At 68.8% G+C, this 14,472-nt stretch carries 16 protein-coding genes; 8 read left to right on the top strand and 8 right to left on the bottom strand.

The window, feature by feature from the left end; translation table 11 throughout:
• Window positions 1-53 precede the first annotated feature (53 nt).
• Window positions 54-950, top strand: a complete 897-nt coding sequence (locus ABUE11_RS17500) for a DMT family transporter (RefSeq protein WP_367066715.1) — start codon at window positions 54-56, stop codon at window positions 948-950.
• Between the two features lie 65 nt (window positions 951-1,015).
• Here ABUE11_RS17500 and ABUE11_RS17495 read toward each other — a convergent pair whose 3' ends face one another.
• The 6 genes from ABUE11_RS17495 to def form a co-directional block, all read right to left on the bottom strand.
• Window positions 1,016-2,209 carry a phosphoglycerate kinase gene (locus ABUE11_RS17495; RefSeq protein ID WP_367066714.1) on the bottom strand — a complete coding sequence of 398 codons (1,194 nt, stop codon included), beginning with the start codon at window positions 2,207-2,209 and terminating at the stop codon, window positions 1,016-1,018.
• 79 nt (window positions 2,210-2,288) lie between these two features.
• A complete protein-coding gene (locus ABUE11_RS17490; protein ID WP_367066713.1) occupies window positions 2,289-2,624 on the bottom strand; it encodes an AzlD domain-containing protein in 336 nt (111 codons plus the stop codon).
• Window positions 2,621-3,370 carry an AzlC family ABC transporter permease gene (locus tag ABUE11_RS17485; protein WP_367066712.1) on the bottom strand — a complete coding sequence of 250 codons (750 nt, stop codon included), beginning with the start codon at window positions 3,368-3,370 and terminating at the stop codon, window positions 2,621-2,623. The genes ABUE11_RS17490 and ABUE11_RS17485 overlap by 4 nt, the downstream gene beginning before the upstream one ends.
• Window positions 3,367-4,332, bottom strand: coding sequence for a methionyl-tRNA formyltransferase (fmt, locus tag ABUE11_RS17480; RefSeq protein WP_367066711.1), 966 nt, complete (start codon window positions 4,330-4,332; stop codon window positions 3,367-3,369). Before fmt ends, ABUE11_RS17485 begins: the two co-directional genes overlap by 4 nt.
• A gap of 11 nt (window positions 4,333-4,343) precedes the next feature.
• A complete protein-coding gene (locus ABUE11_RS17475) occupies window positions 4,344-4,826 on the bottom strand; it encodes a hypothetical protein (RefSeq protein WP_367066710.1) in 483 nt (160 codons plus the stop codon).
• Entirely contained in the window at window positions 4,823-5,335 is a 513-nt protein-coding gene (gene def / locus ABUE11_RS17470; RefSeq protein ID WP_367066709.1) for a peptide deformylase, read from the bottom strand. The genes ABUE11_RS17475 and def overlap by 4 nt, the downstream gene beginning before the upstream one ends.
• Before the next feature lie 180 nt (window positions 5,336-5,515).
• Here def and ABUE11_RS17465 point away from each other — a divergent pair, with 180 nt between their 5' ends.
• Together ABUE11_RS17465 and dprA are read left to right on the top strand one after the other, a co-directional pair.
• On the top strand, window positions 5,516-6,745 hold the full coding sequence (locus tag ABUE11_RS17465) for a LysM peptidoglycan-binding domain-containing protein (RefSeq protein ID WP_367066708.1): 1,230 nt from the start codon (window positions 5,516-5,518) through the stop codon (window positions 6,743-6,745).
• A gap of 35 nt (window positions 6,746-6,780) precedes the next feature.
• Complete coding sequence (gene dprA, locus ABUE11_RS17460) at window positions 6,781-7,938, top strand: DNA-processing protein DprA (RefSeq protein ID WP_367068857.1); 1,158 nt, start codon at window positions 6,781-6,783, stop codon at window positions 7,936-7,938.
• 56 nt (window positions 7,939-7,994) lie between these two features.
• Here the strand turns inward: dprA and argC are convergent, their stop codons facing one another.
• Complete coding sequence (gene argC, locus ABUE11_RS17455; RefSeq protein WP_367066707.1) at window positions 7,995-8,930, bottom strand: N-acetyl-gamma-glutamyl-phosphate reductase; 936 nt, start codon at window positions 8,928-8,930, stop codon at window positions 7,995-7,997.
• Between the two features lie 169 nt (window positions 8,931-9,099).
• On the opposite strand from argC, the gene sucC reads away from it, so the two are divergent.
• The 5 genes from sucC to ABUE11_RS17430 all read left to right on the top strand — a co-directional run bounded on the left by sucC (window position 9,100) and on the right by ABUE11_RS17430 (window position 13,856).
• Window positions 9,100-10,260 (top strand): ADP-forming succinate--CoA ligase subunit beta, encoded by a 1,161-nt coding sequence (gene sucC, locus ABUE11_RS17450; RefSeq protein ID WP_367066706.1) that lies wholly within the window; start codon window positions 9,100-9,102, stop codon window positions 10,258-10,260.
• An 18-nt stretch (window positions 10,261-10,278) separates the two neighbouring features.
• Complete coding sequence (gene sucD / locus ABUE11_RS17445; RefSeq protein ID WP_367066705.1) at window positions 10,279-11,172, top strand: succinate--CoA ligase subunit alpha; 894 nt, start codon at window positions 10,279-10,281, stop codon at window positions 11,170-11,172.
• Between the two features lie 373 nt (window positions 11,173-11,545).
• Entirely contained in the window at window positions 11,546-12,346 is an 801-nt protein-coding gene (locus tag ABUE11_RS17440) for a PP2C family serine/threonine-protein phosphatase (RefSeq protein ID WP_367068856.1), read from the top strand.
• A 56-nt stretch (window positions 12,347-12,402) separates the two neighbouring features.
• The gene (locus ABUE11_RS17435) at window positions 12,403-13,032 is read left to right on the top strand and encodes an FHA domain-containing protein (protein WP_367066704.1); all 630 of its coding nucleotides are present in this window, start codon (window positions 12,403-12,405) and stop codon (window positions 13,030-13,032) included.
• A gap of 35 nt (window positions 13,033-13,067) precedes the next feature.
• Window positions 13,068-13,856: a 3',5'-cyclic-nucleotide phosphodiesterase gene (locus ABUE11_RS17430; RefSeq protein WP_367066703.1), complete on the top strand. Its 789-nt coding sequence runs from the start codon at window positions 13,068-13,070 to the stop codon at window positions 13,854-13,856.
• A 30-nt stretch (window positions 13,857-13,886) separates the two neighbouring features.
• Here ABUE11_RS17430 and moaC read toward each other — a convergent pair whose 3' ends face one another.
• Window positions 13,887-14,372 (bottom strand): cyclic pyranopterin monophosphate synthase MoaC, encoded by a 486-nt coding sequence (gene moaC, locus ABUE11_RS17425; protein ID WP_367066702.1) that lies wholly within the window; start codon window positions 14,370-14,372, stop codon window positions 13,887-13,889.
• Window positions 14,373-14,472: the final 100 nt, after the last annotated feature.

Genomic DNA, 14,472 nt, shown 5'->3' with positions numbered 1-14,472 from the left:
CCATGGGCCCCGCCGGCGGCGCATGCCGCGCCGGCCCGGCACAATCGCCGGCCATGCCCGCCTTCTCCCGCCGCCAGCTTGTCGTCCTTGCGCTCCTGACGCTGGTGTGGGGCTTGAACTGGCCGGTGATGAAGGTCGGCGTCGGGCATTTCCCGCCGCTGTCGTTTCGCATGGCATCGCTGTGGCTGGGCCTGCCGATTCTGGCGGCGGTGATCGTGCAGCAGGGCCTGTCGTTCAGGATCGAGCGCGCCCACTGGGGGCGGCTGGCGCTGCTGGCCGTGACCAACATGGTGCTGTGGCACGCGCTCATGATCCTGGCCATGCCGCTGCTCTCGAGCGGCCGCGCGGCCATTCTGGGCTACACCATGCCGATCTTCTCCGCCGTCATGGGCGCATGGCTGTTTGGCGACCGGCTCGCGGGCCGCGCCTGGGCCGGCGTGGCGGCGGCGCTGCTGGGCGTGGTGCTGCTGCTGTGGCACGAGATGGGGGCGCTGGGCAGTCGGCCCCTGGGCGTGACGCTGATGCTGGTCTCGGCCGCGAGCTGGGCCCTGGGCACGCAGCTGCTGCGCCGGCTCACCATACCCGTGCCGCTGCTCACGCTGTCGTTCTGGATGGTGGCCATCACCTGCGCGTCGCTCACGGTGCTCGCGGCGCTGTTCGAGCGCGACCGCTGGCAGTTGCCCGACGCCCAGGCGCTCGCGGCCATCGTCTACAACGGCCTGCTGGTGCTGGGTTTTGCGCAGACGGCCTGGTTCTTCCTGGTGCGTACGCTGCCGCCCGTGGCCTCCACGCTCAGCGTGATGATGATTCCCGTGCTGGGCGTGTTCAGCGGCACGCTGTGGCTGGGCGAGCCGCTGCGCTGGCAGGATTGGACGGCCGTGGCGCTCATGGTGCTGGCGATCGCCTCGGTGCTGTGGCCCGCGCGCAGTGCCACACAGAAAATTCAATAAAAAAAGGCCGCCAGCGCCCGTCCAATAAGCGCTGGGAGCTCTTGTTTGAATAGCTACTGCGGCGATCAGCCCGCGGCGCGCTTCTGCAGGATCTCGAAGGCCGGCAGCTGCTTGCCCTCGAGCACCTCGAGGAAGGCGCCGCCGCCCGTGGAGATGTAGCCCACGTCCTTCTCTATGCCGTACTTGGCGATCGCCGCGAGCGTATCGCCGCCGCCGGCGATGCTGAACGCGCTCGATTCGGCAATCGCCCGCGCAATCGCCTGGGTGCCGCCCGCGAACTGGTCGAACTCGAACACGCCCACCGGGCCGTTCCAGACGATGGTGCCAGCCTGCTTGAGCTGCGCGGCCAGGCGCGCGGCGGTCTCGGGGCCGATGTCCAGGATCATGTCGTCCTCCTGCACCTCGCTGGCCTTCTTCACCGTGGCCGGGGCATCGGCCGCAAAGGTCTTGGCCACGACCACGTCGGTCGGGATCGGCACCTCGGCGCCGCGTGCGGCCATGGCGGCGATCACGGCCTTGGCCTCATCCAGCAGGTCGGGCTCGGCCAGGCTCTTGCCTATGGGCAGGCCCGCAGCCAGCATGAAGGTGTTGGCGATGCCGCCGCCGACGATGAGCTGGTCCACGTTCTTGGCCAGGCTTTGCAGGATGGTGAGCTTGGTCGAGACCTTGGAGCCCGCGACGATGGCCACCAGCGGGCGCTTCGGTGCGGCCAGCGCCTTGGTGATGGCGTCGATCTCGGCGGCGAGCAGCGGGCCGGCGCAGGCTTGTTTTGCGTATTCGGCGATGCCGTAGGTCGTGCCCTCGGCGCGGTGGGCCGTGCCGAACGCGTCGTTGACGTAGATGTCGCAGAGCTGGGCCATCTTCTTGGCCAGCTCCGGGTTGTTCTTCTTCTCACCCATGTTCACGCGGCAGTTCTCCAGCAGTACGACCTGGCCGGGCTGCACGGCAACGCCGTCGACCCAGTTGGCAATCAGCGGCACCTCGCGCCCGAGCAGCTCGGACAGGCGTGCGGCCACGGGGGCGAGCGAGTCGGAGGGCTTGAACTCGCCCTCGGTCGGGCGGCCCAGGTGGCTCGTGACCATGACGGCGGCGCCGGCGTCGAGCGCCATCTGGATGCAGGGCACGGAGGCGCGGATGCGTGTGTCCTCGGTGATGCGGCCGGCATCGTCCTGCGGCACGTTCAGGTCGGCACGGATGAACACGCGCTGGCCGCGGGCCTGGCCGTTGGCGCAAAGGTCGGAGAAGCGAAGAATATGCATGGCGGGTCTTGCGGTCGAATGAAAATCGCGCCGCATTGTAGGCGGCGCGGTAACCGGCTCGTAACTCGGGAGCCCGCGCTCACCAGCCCAGGGCTATGTGCAGCGGCAGATACACGGCCATGCCGACGACGATGGTGCCCAGGATGCTGCGGCGCCAGAAGTAAAAGGCCGTGGCCGCGGCCGCGGCGGGCAGGCGCGCGTCCAGCAGGGTCTGGATGAGCGCGCCCTGGGTCATGACCAGCTCGGGCGCTATCACGGCGGCCAGCGCCGCCAGCGGTGCGTATTTGAGGCCCCGGCGCAGCCAGTCGGGCATGGGCAGCTCGCGCTCGGGGATCATGAAGAAGGCGCGCGTGACCACGGTGATGAGCACCAGGCCCAGCGTGGCGATGAGGGGCGAGAGCCATTCGCCGTTCATGCGTCGCCTCCCGTGGCGCGCATGCGCGCGCGCCGCGCGGCGCGCTCGGCAGCCTCCATGGCCAGGCCCGCCGCCACGGCCGCGGCGATGGCCACGAGGATGTTGAGCTTGAGCGGCAGCGCGAACGCCGCCACGGCCGCCGTGCAGGCCACGGCCGTGGCCAGCCAGCTCGCGCGATCGCCCAGCATGGACAGCAGAATGCCCAGCAGCGCCAGCACCCCGGCAAAGCCCAGGCCCCAGGACAGCGGAATCGCGTTGGCCAGGATGATGCCGGCAATCGACGGCACCTGCCAGGCCAGCCAGTTGGTCGTGGCCGCGCCCCAGAAGTAGGGCAGTTGCTCGGCCTGGGGCTCGGGCCGGGGGTAGCGCTTCATGAAGGCGACAAAGATCACGTCGCCGCTGAAATAGCCCAGCGCCATGCGCTGGCGCCGCGGCAGATGCGCGAAATAGCTGCGCCACATGCTGCTGAAGATCACGAAGCGCAGGTTCACGCAGGTGGCCGTGAGCCAGATCACCCACAGCGGCGCACCCGCCACCAGCAGCGGCAGCACGGCCAGCTGCGCGCTGCCCGCGTACACCGTGAGCGACATGAACAGCGCCAGCGGCGTGGACATGCCGCCCTTGACCATGGCCACGCCCGTGACCAGCCCCCAGGCGCCCACGCCCAGGCCGGCGCCCAGCATGTCGGCCGCGCCCTGGCGAAACACCGGGTCGCGCGTGCGGGCGAGCCAGGCCTGCAGATTCATGCGCCCAGCACCATGCCGGGCGCGAGTGCAAAGCCGCGCAGGAAGTCGGCCGCCGCCAGGCGCTTGCCGCCGGCGCGCTGCAACAGCGTCAGGCGCAGCACGCTGTCCGCGCCGCAGGCCACGCTGATGCCGGCATGATTTATATGCAAAATCTGGCCGCAGCGCGCACCACGCAAGCGCGAGCAGCTATCAATTTCGCAGTTCCAGACCTTGATGGTGTCGGGCCCGAGATGGGTGGCCGCGCCGGGGAAGGGGTCGAAGGCGCGCACGCGCCGGGCGATCACCTCGGCGCTCTGGCTCCAATCGATCACGCTCTCGGCCTTGTCTATCTTGTGCGCATAGGTCACGCCCTCGGCGGGCTGGGGCGTGGCCGTGAGGGCGTCGTCCGCGGCCCGGTGCAGCGCCTCGACGATCAGGCGCCCGCCCAGATCGGCCAGGCGGTCGTGCAGGCTGGCCGTGGTGTCGGTGGCGCCTATGGCCAGGCGCTCCATGAGCAGCATGTTGCCCGTGTCCAGTCCCGCGTCCATCTGCATGATGGTCACGCCGGTCTCGGCGTCGCCGGCCTCGATGGCGCGGTGGATGGGCGCCGCACCGCGCCAGCGCGGCAGCAGGCTGGCGTGGATGTTCAGACAACCGAGCCGGGGTAGATCAAGCACCCATTGCGGCAGGATGAGTCCGTAGGCGGCAACCACCATCACGTCGGCGTCGGCGGCCGCCATCGCCGCGCGCGCCGCGGCCGCATCGTCGGGGTATTTGCCATCGAGGCGCAGGCTGCGCGGCTGGGCGACGGTGATGCCATGCGCGATCGCGCATTGCTTGACGGGCGAGGCCTGCAGCTTCATGCCGCGGCCCGCGGGGCGGTCGGGCTGGGTCAGCACCAGGGGGACGGCAAAGCCCGCGGCCAGCAGGCGCTCGAGGGCCACGCGCGCAAACTCCGGCGTGCCGGCAAAGATGACTCTCATGGGATGGGTTCTCAACGAGGGGGTTCGAGGTCGCGCATGCGCTCGTCGGTGAACATCACGCGGCGCACCACGCCCGCGGGGTCGATGTGCACATGGGCCTGGCGTGGCTCGCCGTTGTCCAGGATGCGGTAGGTCCAGATGTCGCCGTCAAAGCGCGCCACCCGCTCCACGAGCGCTGGCGGGCCGAACATGCGCCGCACCGTCTCCCGGGTGTCCACGCCGCTGTGCAGCGCCTGGAAGTTCGCGAGCGTCAGCACCTGGCGCACGCGCACCAGGCGCTGGCCCGCGTCGAAGTCCATGTGATAGACCTGCTGGCCCGCGGGCTGTCGGCTGTAGAGCAGGCGCTGACCACCGCCTTGCAGGGGCTCGGTCAGCGTGGGCCGGCCCATGTCGCGCTCCACGTCCGCGAGCGGCGTGCCCGGTTGCTGCCACTCGGGCACGGCGCAGGCGCTCAGGCCCAGGGCCAGCGCCATGGCCGCGGCCAGCCTGGTCATGCGCGCGCGGCCTGCTTTTGCTGCTTGAGCAGCTTGGTCTTGATGCGGTTGCGCTTCAGGGGCGAGAGGTATTCGACGAACACCTTGCCCATCAGGTGGTCCATCTCGTGCTGCACGCACACGGCCAGCAGGCCCTCGGCCTCGATGGTGCGCTCCTGGCCGTCGCGGTCGAGCGCGCGCACATGCACGGCCAGCGAGCGCTCCACGCCGTCGTAGATGCCGGGCACGGACAGGCAGCCCTCGTCGCCCACGCGCTTCTCGTCGCTGGCCCAGGTGATCTCGGGGTTGATCAGCACCATGGGCTGGTCGCGCTCCTCGGACACGTCGAGCACCACGATGCGCTCGTGCACGTCCACCTGCGTGGCCGCCAGGCCTATGCCGTTGGCGTCGTACATGGTGGCGAACATGTCGTCGACGATGGCGCGTACGCGCTCATCGACCTGCGCGACGGGGCGCGCGACCTTGTGCAGGCGGGGATCGGGGTAGCAAAGAATCGGAAGAATGGCCATGGCGCGATGCTGGATATGTCGCTATTTTCGCCACTTTGCCCGGTCATTGCAGGCGCTGCCCACAATAATCATTGCCCGATGAAGGACTAGGGCAGAGAATCTCGAATCGTTTAATGAGTATCCAAGGCGGTTTCTTTTGTAAAAAAATTTACAGACTGCCGGTGGGAGGGGTGCTATCCAATGCATGACAAGAGAAACCATCTGACGGCCCTGGCCCGTTCGCGCGCGACGGCGCTGGGTGCCATGGTGCTGGGGCTGGGGCTGGCCGCGCTGGCGCCGGCCGCCCAGGCCCAGGGCTATCCCGTCACCGCTACCCAGCGCGCCACGGCGCAGCAGGTGGCCGCGCGCGGCGTGCCGCTGGCCGAACTGGCTCCGAACGCGCCCGACACCTATGTGGTCCAGCGTGGCGACACGCTGTGGGCCATCTCCGGCCTGTATCTCAAGCGCCCCTGGCGCTGGCCCGAGCTCTGGGGCATGAACCTGCAGGCCATTGCCAACCCGCACCTGATCTACCCGGGCCAGACCCTGTACCTGGAGAAGGTCGACGGCTATGCGCGCCTGAGCACCAGCCGCGGCGGCGGCGCGGGCGAGACCGTGCGCGTCTCGCCGCGCACGCGCTACGAGAGCCTGGCCGATGCGGCACTGCCGACCGTGAAGATGCACCTGATCGAGCCCTTCCTCGTGCAGCCCCTGGTGGTCGACGAGCTGGCCTTGGCGCAGGCGCCGCGCATCATCGCCACGCGGGACAAGCGCGTGATCATGGCCAATGGCGACCGTGCCTATGTGCGCGGGCCGCAGGGCAACCCGCTCGCAATGACGCCCGAGACGCCGCGCCAGTACCGGGTGTTTCGCAACGCCGTGCCGCTCAGGGATCCCGAGACCGGCCTGGTGTTGGGCTACGAGGCGCAGTACGTGGGCCGTGCCGAGCTCGCGCGTGGCGAGTCGCTCGAGCAGACGACGAAGGACGGGCGCGAAGCGGTGACGGATATCGTGCCGGCCACGGTGGACCTGACCGGCGTGAAGGAAGAGGTGCGCATCGGCGACCGCCTGCTGCCCGCACCGCAGCGCAGCCTGGTCAACTACGCGCCGCATGCGCCGCAGGGGCCGGTGCAGGCCAGCGTCATGTCCATCTATGGCAGCGGCGCCAGTGCCAGCGCCGGGCAGAACCAGGTGATCACCATCAACCGCGGCAGCGCGGACGGCATGGACGCCGGCATGGTGCTGCAGCTGCGCACCGGCGGCGAGCGCATCAGGGACAAGACCGACGAGGATAGGACCATGGTTCGCCTGCCGAGCGAGCCCAACGGCCTGGCCATGGTGTTCCTGACCTTCGAGCGCGTGTCCTACGCGCTGATCCTGCAGGCCGAGCGCGACGTGGTCGTGGGTGACCGCCTGGTCAACCCCGAGTAGGCGCCATTGATGGCGCGCGCACTGTGATGACCTCCATGGAGCGCGACGAACTTGCCGGCTGGCTGCGCCTGTCCACCACGCCCGGCGTGGGTCGGGGTGCGGCGCGACGCCTGCTGGCCGCGCTGGGCCTGCCGCAGGCCATCTTTGCGCAGCCGCCGGCGGCCTGGCGGTCCTGCGTGACACCGGCCCAGGCCGCGGCGCTGGCGCGCCCGCCCGAGACCCTGGAGGCGCTGCTGGAGCAGACCTGGGCCTGGCTACAGGACGCTGGCGAGCCCGCGCGCCGCATCGTCACGCTGGGCGACGCGGCCTATCCCCCGGCGCTGCTGGCCACCGAAGACCCGCCGCTGCTGCTCTACCTGCTGGGCGCGCCGCAGTTCGTGCACGCGCAGGGCCAGCCATTTGCGCCGCAGCGCTGCCTGGCCATGGTTGGCAGCCGCAACCCCACGGCCCAGGGGGCGCAGCATGCGCGCCAGTTTGCGCGCGCGCTGCGCGACGCGGGCCTGACCATCGTCTCCGGCCTGGCGCTGGGCGTGGATGCGGCGGCCCACGAGGGCGCGCTGCAGGCGTCGGCCGACCCGGCCACGCCGGCCACCATCGCCGTCGTCGGCACGGGGCTGGACCGCGTCTACCCGCGCGCCAATCGCGAGCTGGCCCAGCAGATCGCGCGCCACGGCCTGCTGGTCAGCGAGTACCCGCTGGGCACGCCGCCGCTGCCGGCCAACTTTCCCAGGCGCAACCGCATCATCTCGGGCCTGTCGCAGGGCACGCTGGTGGTGGAGGCCGCGCTGCAGTCGGGCTCGCTGATCACCGCACGCCTGGCGGCCGAGCAGGGGCGCGAGGTGTTCGCCATCCCCGGCTCCATTCACGCGCCGCAGTCACGCGGCTGCCATGCGCTGCTGCGTCAGGGCGCCAAGCTCGTGGAGGCGGCCGAGGACGTGCTGGAGGAGCTGCAGCCGGGCGGCGCTGCATCGCCACGGCCCGCCTCGGTGGCCGCGCCCGAGCCGGCACCGGCCACCCACCGGCATCAGGAGGTGCTGCAGGCGCTGGGCCATGACCCGTTGGGGCTGGATGCGCTCGTGGCGCGCACGGGGCGTGACGCCGCCACGCTGCAGGCCTGGCTGCTCGAGCTCGAGCTCGATGGCCTGGTGGCGCGCCTGCCCGGCGGCCTGTTCCAGCGCCTGGGCGCAGCCTGATTTACTATAAAAAGGTGAGCTGCTCGCGCTTGCTAGGAAAGTGTCATAGGCTGTTTTTATTCGATTCCCAGCATCAGCCTGAGGTTCTGCACCGCGGCGCCGCTCGCGCCCTTGCCCAGGTTGTCCAGCCGCGCCACGAGCACGGCGTGGCGATAGGTCTCGTTGGCAAACACGCGCAGCTCGAGCTGGTTGCTGTCGTTGAGCGCCTGGGCATTGAGCTTGCCGTCCTCGGTGGCGGGCAGCACCTTCACCCATTGCTCGGGCGTGTTGCTGCGGGTGTAGTGCGCGGCCAGCGCGTCGTGCAGGTCGGCGGCCTTCGGGCTGCCGGGCAGCAGATCGAGGTGCAGCGGCAGCTCCACCAGCATGCCCTGGCGGAAGTTGCCCACCGAGGGGATGAAGATGGGCCGGCGCGTGAGGCCCGTGTACTTCATGATCTCGGGCAGGTGCTTGTGCGACAGGCCCAGGGCGTAGAGCTCGAAGGGCGCGGCCTGGCCGGCCTCGTAGGCCTCGATCATGGTGCGCCCGCCGCCCGAGTAGCCGCTCACCGAGGGCAGGGCCAGCGCCTGGTCGGGGGCGATCAGCCCGGCATCGACCAGGGGGCGCAGGAGTGCGATGGCGCCCGTGGCGTAGCAGCCCGGGTTGGCCACGCGCGTGGCGCCGCGCACGGCCTCGCACTGGCCCGCGGCCAGTTCCGGGAAGCCGAACACCCAGCCCGGCGCCGTGCGGTGGGCGGTGGAGGCGTCGATGATCTTGATGGCGCGGCCCGTCTCGGCCGTGATGGCGTCCACCAGCGCCACGGTCTCGCGTGCGGCGTCGTCGTGCAGGCAGAGCACGACCAGATCCACGCCGGCGATCAGCGCGCGCTTGGCGCCCGCGTCCTTGCGCAGCTCGGGCGCAATGCTGACCAGTTCGACAGCAGGCATGGCCTGCAGACGCTCGCGAATCTGCAGGCCGGTGGTGCCTGCCTCGCCATCGATAAAGACCTTGGGCATGGGTGATCTCCTGCAGCGCCGCGCACAGGCGCGGCCGCATCGTCAATGTGCACCAAGCATGGTGCATCGCAACATAATACAATCGATGATTGCCATTCCCGGGCATGCGGCAGTTTCTGCACATCAATAGAACGGGTACAAACACCATCCTTCCCCTGAGAGAGACCTCATGAAGATTCACGAATACCAAGGCAAGGAAATCTTGCGCAGTTTCGGCGTGCCCGTCCCGCGTGGCATTCCCGCTTTCACGGTGCAAGAGGCCGTGGAAGCCGCTCAAAAACTCGGCGGCCCGATCTGGGTCGTGAAGGCGCAGATCCACGCCGGTGGCCGCGGCAAGGGCGGCGGCGTGAAGGTGGCCAAGACCATTGACGACGTCAAGAACCTGGCCGGCCAGATCCTGGGCATGCAGCTGGTCACGCACCAGACCGGCCCCGAGGGCCAGAAGGTGCGCCGCCTGTACATCGAGGACGGTGCCGACATCCAGAAGGAATACTACCTGTCGGTCGTGACCGACCGCGCGAGCCAGAAGGTGGCCTTCATCGCCTCCAGCGAGGGCGGCATGGACATCGAGGAAGTGGCGCACAGCACGCCCGAGAAGATCGTCAAGGTCTTCGTCGATCCGCTCGTGGGCTTCACCGACGCGCAGGGCCAGGAACTGGCGCGCGGCGTGGGCATGCCGGCCGACTCGGTGGAGCAGTTCGTGGACGTGTGCCGCAAGCTCTACAAGTGCTACATGGACACCGATGCCTCGCTGGTCGAGATCAACCCGCTGAACCGCGACAGCAAGGGCAACATCATCGCCCTGGACGCCAAGTTCAACTTCGACAGCAACGCGCTGTTCCGCCACCCCGAGATCGTCGCCCTGCGCGACCTCGATGAGGAAGACCCGGCCGAAGTCGAAGCCTCCAAGTTCGACCTGGCCTACATCAGCCTGGACGGCAACATCGGCTGCCTGGTCAACGGCGCCGGTCTGGCCATGGCCACCATGGACACCATCAAGCTGTTCGGCGGTGAGCCCGCCAACTTCCTGGACGTGGGCGGTGGCGCCACGCCCGAGAAGGTCACCGAGGCCTTCAAGATCATGCTCAAGAACCCCAAGGTCAAGGGCATTCTGGTGAACATCTTCGGCGGCATCATGCGCTGCGACACCATCGCCACCGGCGTCATCACCGCCTGCAAGGCCGTGAACCTGCAGGTGCCGCTGGTCGTGCGCATGAAGGGCACGAACGAGGAGCTGGGCAAGAAGATGCTGGCCGAGTCCGGCCTGCCCATCATCAGCGCAGACACCATGGCCGAAGCCGCCACCAAGATCGTCGAAGCCGTCAAGTAAGCCCCCGGAGAGAACAACATGTCGATCTACATCAACAAAGACACGAAAGTCATCACCCAGGGCATCACGGGCAAGACTGGCCAGTTCCACACCGAGAAGTGCCAGGAATACGCGAACGGCAAGAACTGCTTCGTCGCCGGCGTGAACCCGAAGAAGGCCGGTGAGTCCATCTTCAACATCCCGATCTACGCCAGCGTCAAGGAAGCCGCGCAGCAGACCGGCGCCACCGTCAGCGTGATCTACGTTCCGCCCGCAGGCGCGGCCGCCGCCATCCTGGAGGCCGTCGAGGCCGATCTGGACCTGGCGATCTGCATCACCGAGGGCATTCCGGTGCGCGACATGCTCGAAGTGCGCAACAAGATGAAGGCCAAGGAGGCCGCCGGCGGCAAGAAGACGCTGCTGCTCGGCCCCAACTGCCCGGGTCTGATCACGCCCGACGAGATCAAGATCGGCATCATGCCCGGCCATATCCACAAGAAGGGCCGCGTGGGCGTGGTCTCGCGCTCCGGCACGCTGACCTATGAGGCCGTGGCGCAGCTGACCGAGCTGGGCATCGGCCAGTCGTCGGCCGTGGGCATTGGCGGCGACCCGATCAACGGCCTCAAGCACATCGACGTGATGCGCGCCTTCAACGAGGACCCCGACACCGACGCCGTGATCATGATCGGCGAGATCGGCGGCCCCGACGAGGCCGAGGCCGCCCAGTGGTGCAAGGCCAACATGAAGAAGCCCATCGTCGGCTTCATCGCCGGCGTCACGGCCCCTCCGGGCAAGCGCATGGGCCATGCGGGCGCGCTGATCTCCGGCGGCGCCGACACGGCCGACGCCAAGCTCGCCATCATGGAAGAGTGCGGGTTCAAGATCACGCGCAACCCGTCCGAGATGGGCCGCATCCTCAAGGGCCTGCTGTAATCCCGCGTTGCCCGGCCACGCCGGGCAAGTCTTGGCGGCATGGGAGTGAGAAACCCCAGGCTGCGTGCCATGACCAGACGCCAGCCCGAGCCATCGGGCTGGCGTTTTGCATTCTGCCCGGCAATGGCAGCCCGGCGGAGTGGGGCTTCATGCCCCGCCAGGGTGCACAGGCCGCGGGGGGCTGGCCGAATACCCGCCATGGAATGAAAAAAAAGCCGCTGCCGCTCGCCACAAAAGAGCGACTCGGTCTATGATGCAGTCCTCTGTAACATATTGCATCAATTCATAACATGGTGGGATCTCCACAGACGGTCACGGCAAGACAGCGCTTGCCTCTCATCCCACCTGCGCGTACCGGCCGGAGCATTGGATGATGTCTCCGTCCAACCCCGGCTACGAGTTTTTCGCGCTGACCGATACCGGGCGCGTTCGCACCAACAACGAAGACGCGGTGGCCATCCATGAGAACGTCCAGCTCGTGCTGCTGGCCGACGGCATGGGTGGCTACAACGCCGGCGAGGTCGCGAGCGGCATGGCCATCAACGTCATCGGTGCCGAGTTGGCGCAGTGGCTCGAGGAGGCGCCGGCCGCCGTTTCCATCGCCGAGGTGCGGCGCGCGCTGCAGACCTGCGTGGACAACGCCAACCAGGCCATCTTTGGCGCGTCGCTGGCCAATCCGCAGTATCTGGGCATGGGCACCACCCTGGTCGTCGGAGTCTTTTGGGCCGGGCGCCTGATCCTGGGTCATATCGGCGACTCGCGCTGCTATCGCCTGCGCGGCAACGAGCTGCGCCAGATCACGCGCGACCATTCCTGGCTGCAGGAGCAGATCGATCTGGGCCTGCTCACGCCCGCGCAGGCCGCCATGTCGGGGCTGGGCAACCTGGTCACGCGTGCGCTCGGGGTGGACAGTACGGTGCACCCCGAGATCAACGAGTTTCCCGTCGAGCCGCAGGACCTGTTCATTCTGTGTTCCGATGGACTCACGGACATGGTGGGCGACGATACACTCGCCGAGCTCGCACGCCTGCCGATTGCACTGGCCGAGAAGGCCCGGCGCATGGTCGCCACGGCCAATGCCATGGGCGGGCGCGACAACATCAGCGTGTTGCTGGTGCGGGCGAAAGGGCGCAGGAGGCGTGGGTTGGTTTCCCGCCTTCTGGGGGCGTCATGAGTCGCCACGGTGCTATCGTCACCGCACAATCAGCGTAAACGGGGGGAACAGGGATCATGCCGAGAATGGTCGTGGCAATCGATGGAGCAGTCATCAAGGAGGTCTTGCTGACGCAGGGGCGCACGACCGTGGGACGCCGGCCCTACAACGACGTGGTCATCGACAACCTGGCCGTGAGCGGCGAGCACGCGGTGCTCGTCATGAACGGCGACGATGTCGAGCTGCAGGACCTGGGCAGCACCAACGGCACCTACGTCAACGGCAAGCCCATCAAGCGCCAGCTGCTGCGCAATGGCGACGTGGTGGAGATGGGAAAGTACCAGATCCGCTTCCTGCAGGACGCCCCCCCTTCCGGCTATGACAGGGCCCTGGCCTTTGCCAATGGCGTGTCGCCAAAGGAGCGTGCGGCGCCCGTGGGGGCCGGTACGAACGCGATCGTGCGTGTCGTCACCGGGCCCGCCACGGGGCGTGAGGTCGCCCTCACCAAGGTCGTCACGACCATTGGCAAGCCGGGCGTGGCCGTGGCCTCGATCACGCGGCGGCACTACAGCTTCGTGCTGGCCCATGTGGATGGGGACGAGCTGCCGCGCCTCAACGGCACGACGGTGGGCTCCGACCCCGTGCCGCTCAAGACCGGCGACCGCATCAGCCTCGCCGGCGCCGAGATGGAATTCCAGCTGAGCTGAGCCCGCGCAGGGCATCTGCCAACGTGCGGCCACCCATGCAGGTACGCATACTCGGCTGCAGCGGCGCCATTGCCAGGGGTTGCCGCACGACCTCGTTCCTGCTCGACGAGCGCATTCTGGTCGATGCGGGCACGGGCGTCGGGGAGCTCACGCTCGACGAGATGCGGCGCATCGAGCATGTCTTTCTCAGCCACGCGCATCTCGACCATATTGCGGCCCTGCCGCTGCTGCTCGACGCCGTGGGCACCAGCCGCGCCCGCCCCCTGCAGGTCCATGCCCTGCCCGCCACGGTGGCGGCATTGCGCGCCCATGTGTTCAACGACGTGATCTGGCCCGACTTCACGCGCATCCCGACGCCGCGGGCGCCCTTCGTGCAACTGCAGCCCCTGGGCGTCGGCGACGGCTTCGCCATCGCCGGTCTGGTGCTGGAGGTGCTGCCTGCGCGCCACAGCGTGCCCGGCGTGGGCTACGCCGCCAGGGGCGGGCTGGGCTGGTGGGTCTACAGCGGCGACACCGAGGGCGAGAATCCGGCGTTCTGGCGCCGCATCAAGGCCCTGCATGGCGAGCGCGGCGGCGTCGCGGCGCTGTGCATCGAAACCGCCTTCAGCAGCGCCGAGGCAGGGCTCGCGCGCGCCAGCCGCCACCTCTCTCCCATCGCACTCGCGCGCGAGCTGGCCGGGCTGCCCGCAGGCAGCGACATTCCCATCTACATCACCCACACCAAGCCGCGCGAGAGCGCGCTCATCATGCGCGAGGTGCAGGCGCTCGCGCCCGGCGGGTTGCGCCTTCTGGATCTGCAGGCCGTGGACATGCTGGAACTGTGACGCGGCTCGGCCCGGCACCGGGCCGCCGGTTCAGGCGACGAAGCTGCCGGACTTGCCGCCATGCTTTTCGAGCACGCGCACGCCGGTCATCACCATGCGCTTGTCGGCCGCCTTGCACATGTCGTAGATGGTCAGAAGGGCCACCTGCACGGCGGTGAGCGCCTCCATCTCCACGCCCGTGGGGCCCACGGTCTCCACGGTGGCGGTGCATTGCACCGCCGCGTCGGCGGGCAGCAGCGCAAACTCCAAGGCCACGCGCGTGAGGGCCAGCGGGTGGCACAGCGGGATCAGGTCGCTGGTGCGCTTGGCCGCCATGATGCCGGCGATGCGCGCGACGCCGAGCACGTCGCCCTTGCGCGCCTGGCCGGATGCGATCAGCTCCAGCGTGGCGGGCTGCATCTCGATGCGGCCCTGGGCAACGGCGATGCGATGCGTGGCGCTCTTGGCTCCCACGTCGACCATATGGGCCTGGCCCTGGGCATCGAAGTGGGTCAGCGGGGAAGGGGTCTGGGTCATGGCAGGCTTGCAGGCGGGGAAACATTTACGGAGCCGGGGCATCATACGGCCATGTGCCAGCGGTTGTGGCCCGCCGAAGCGGGTGGAGGATAGGGGTGCA

It is taken from the genome of Oryzisolibacter sp. LB2S (assembly GCF_040732315.1).
Classification (GTDB): Bacteria; Pseudomonadota; Gammaproteobacteria; order Burkholderiales; family Burkholderiaceae_C; genus Alicycliphilus; species Alicycliphilus soli.
This window is presented reverse-complemented; position numbering and strand designations above follow the sequence as displayed.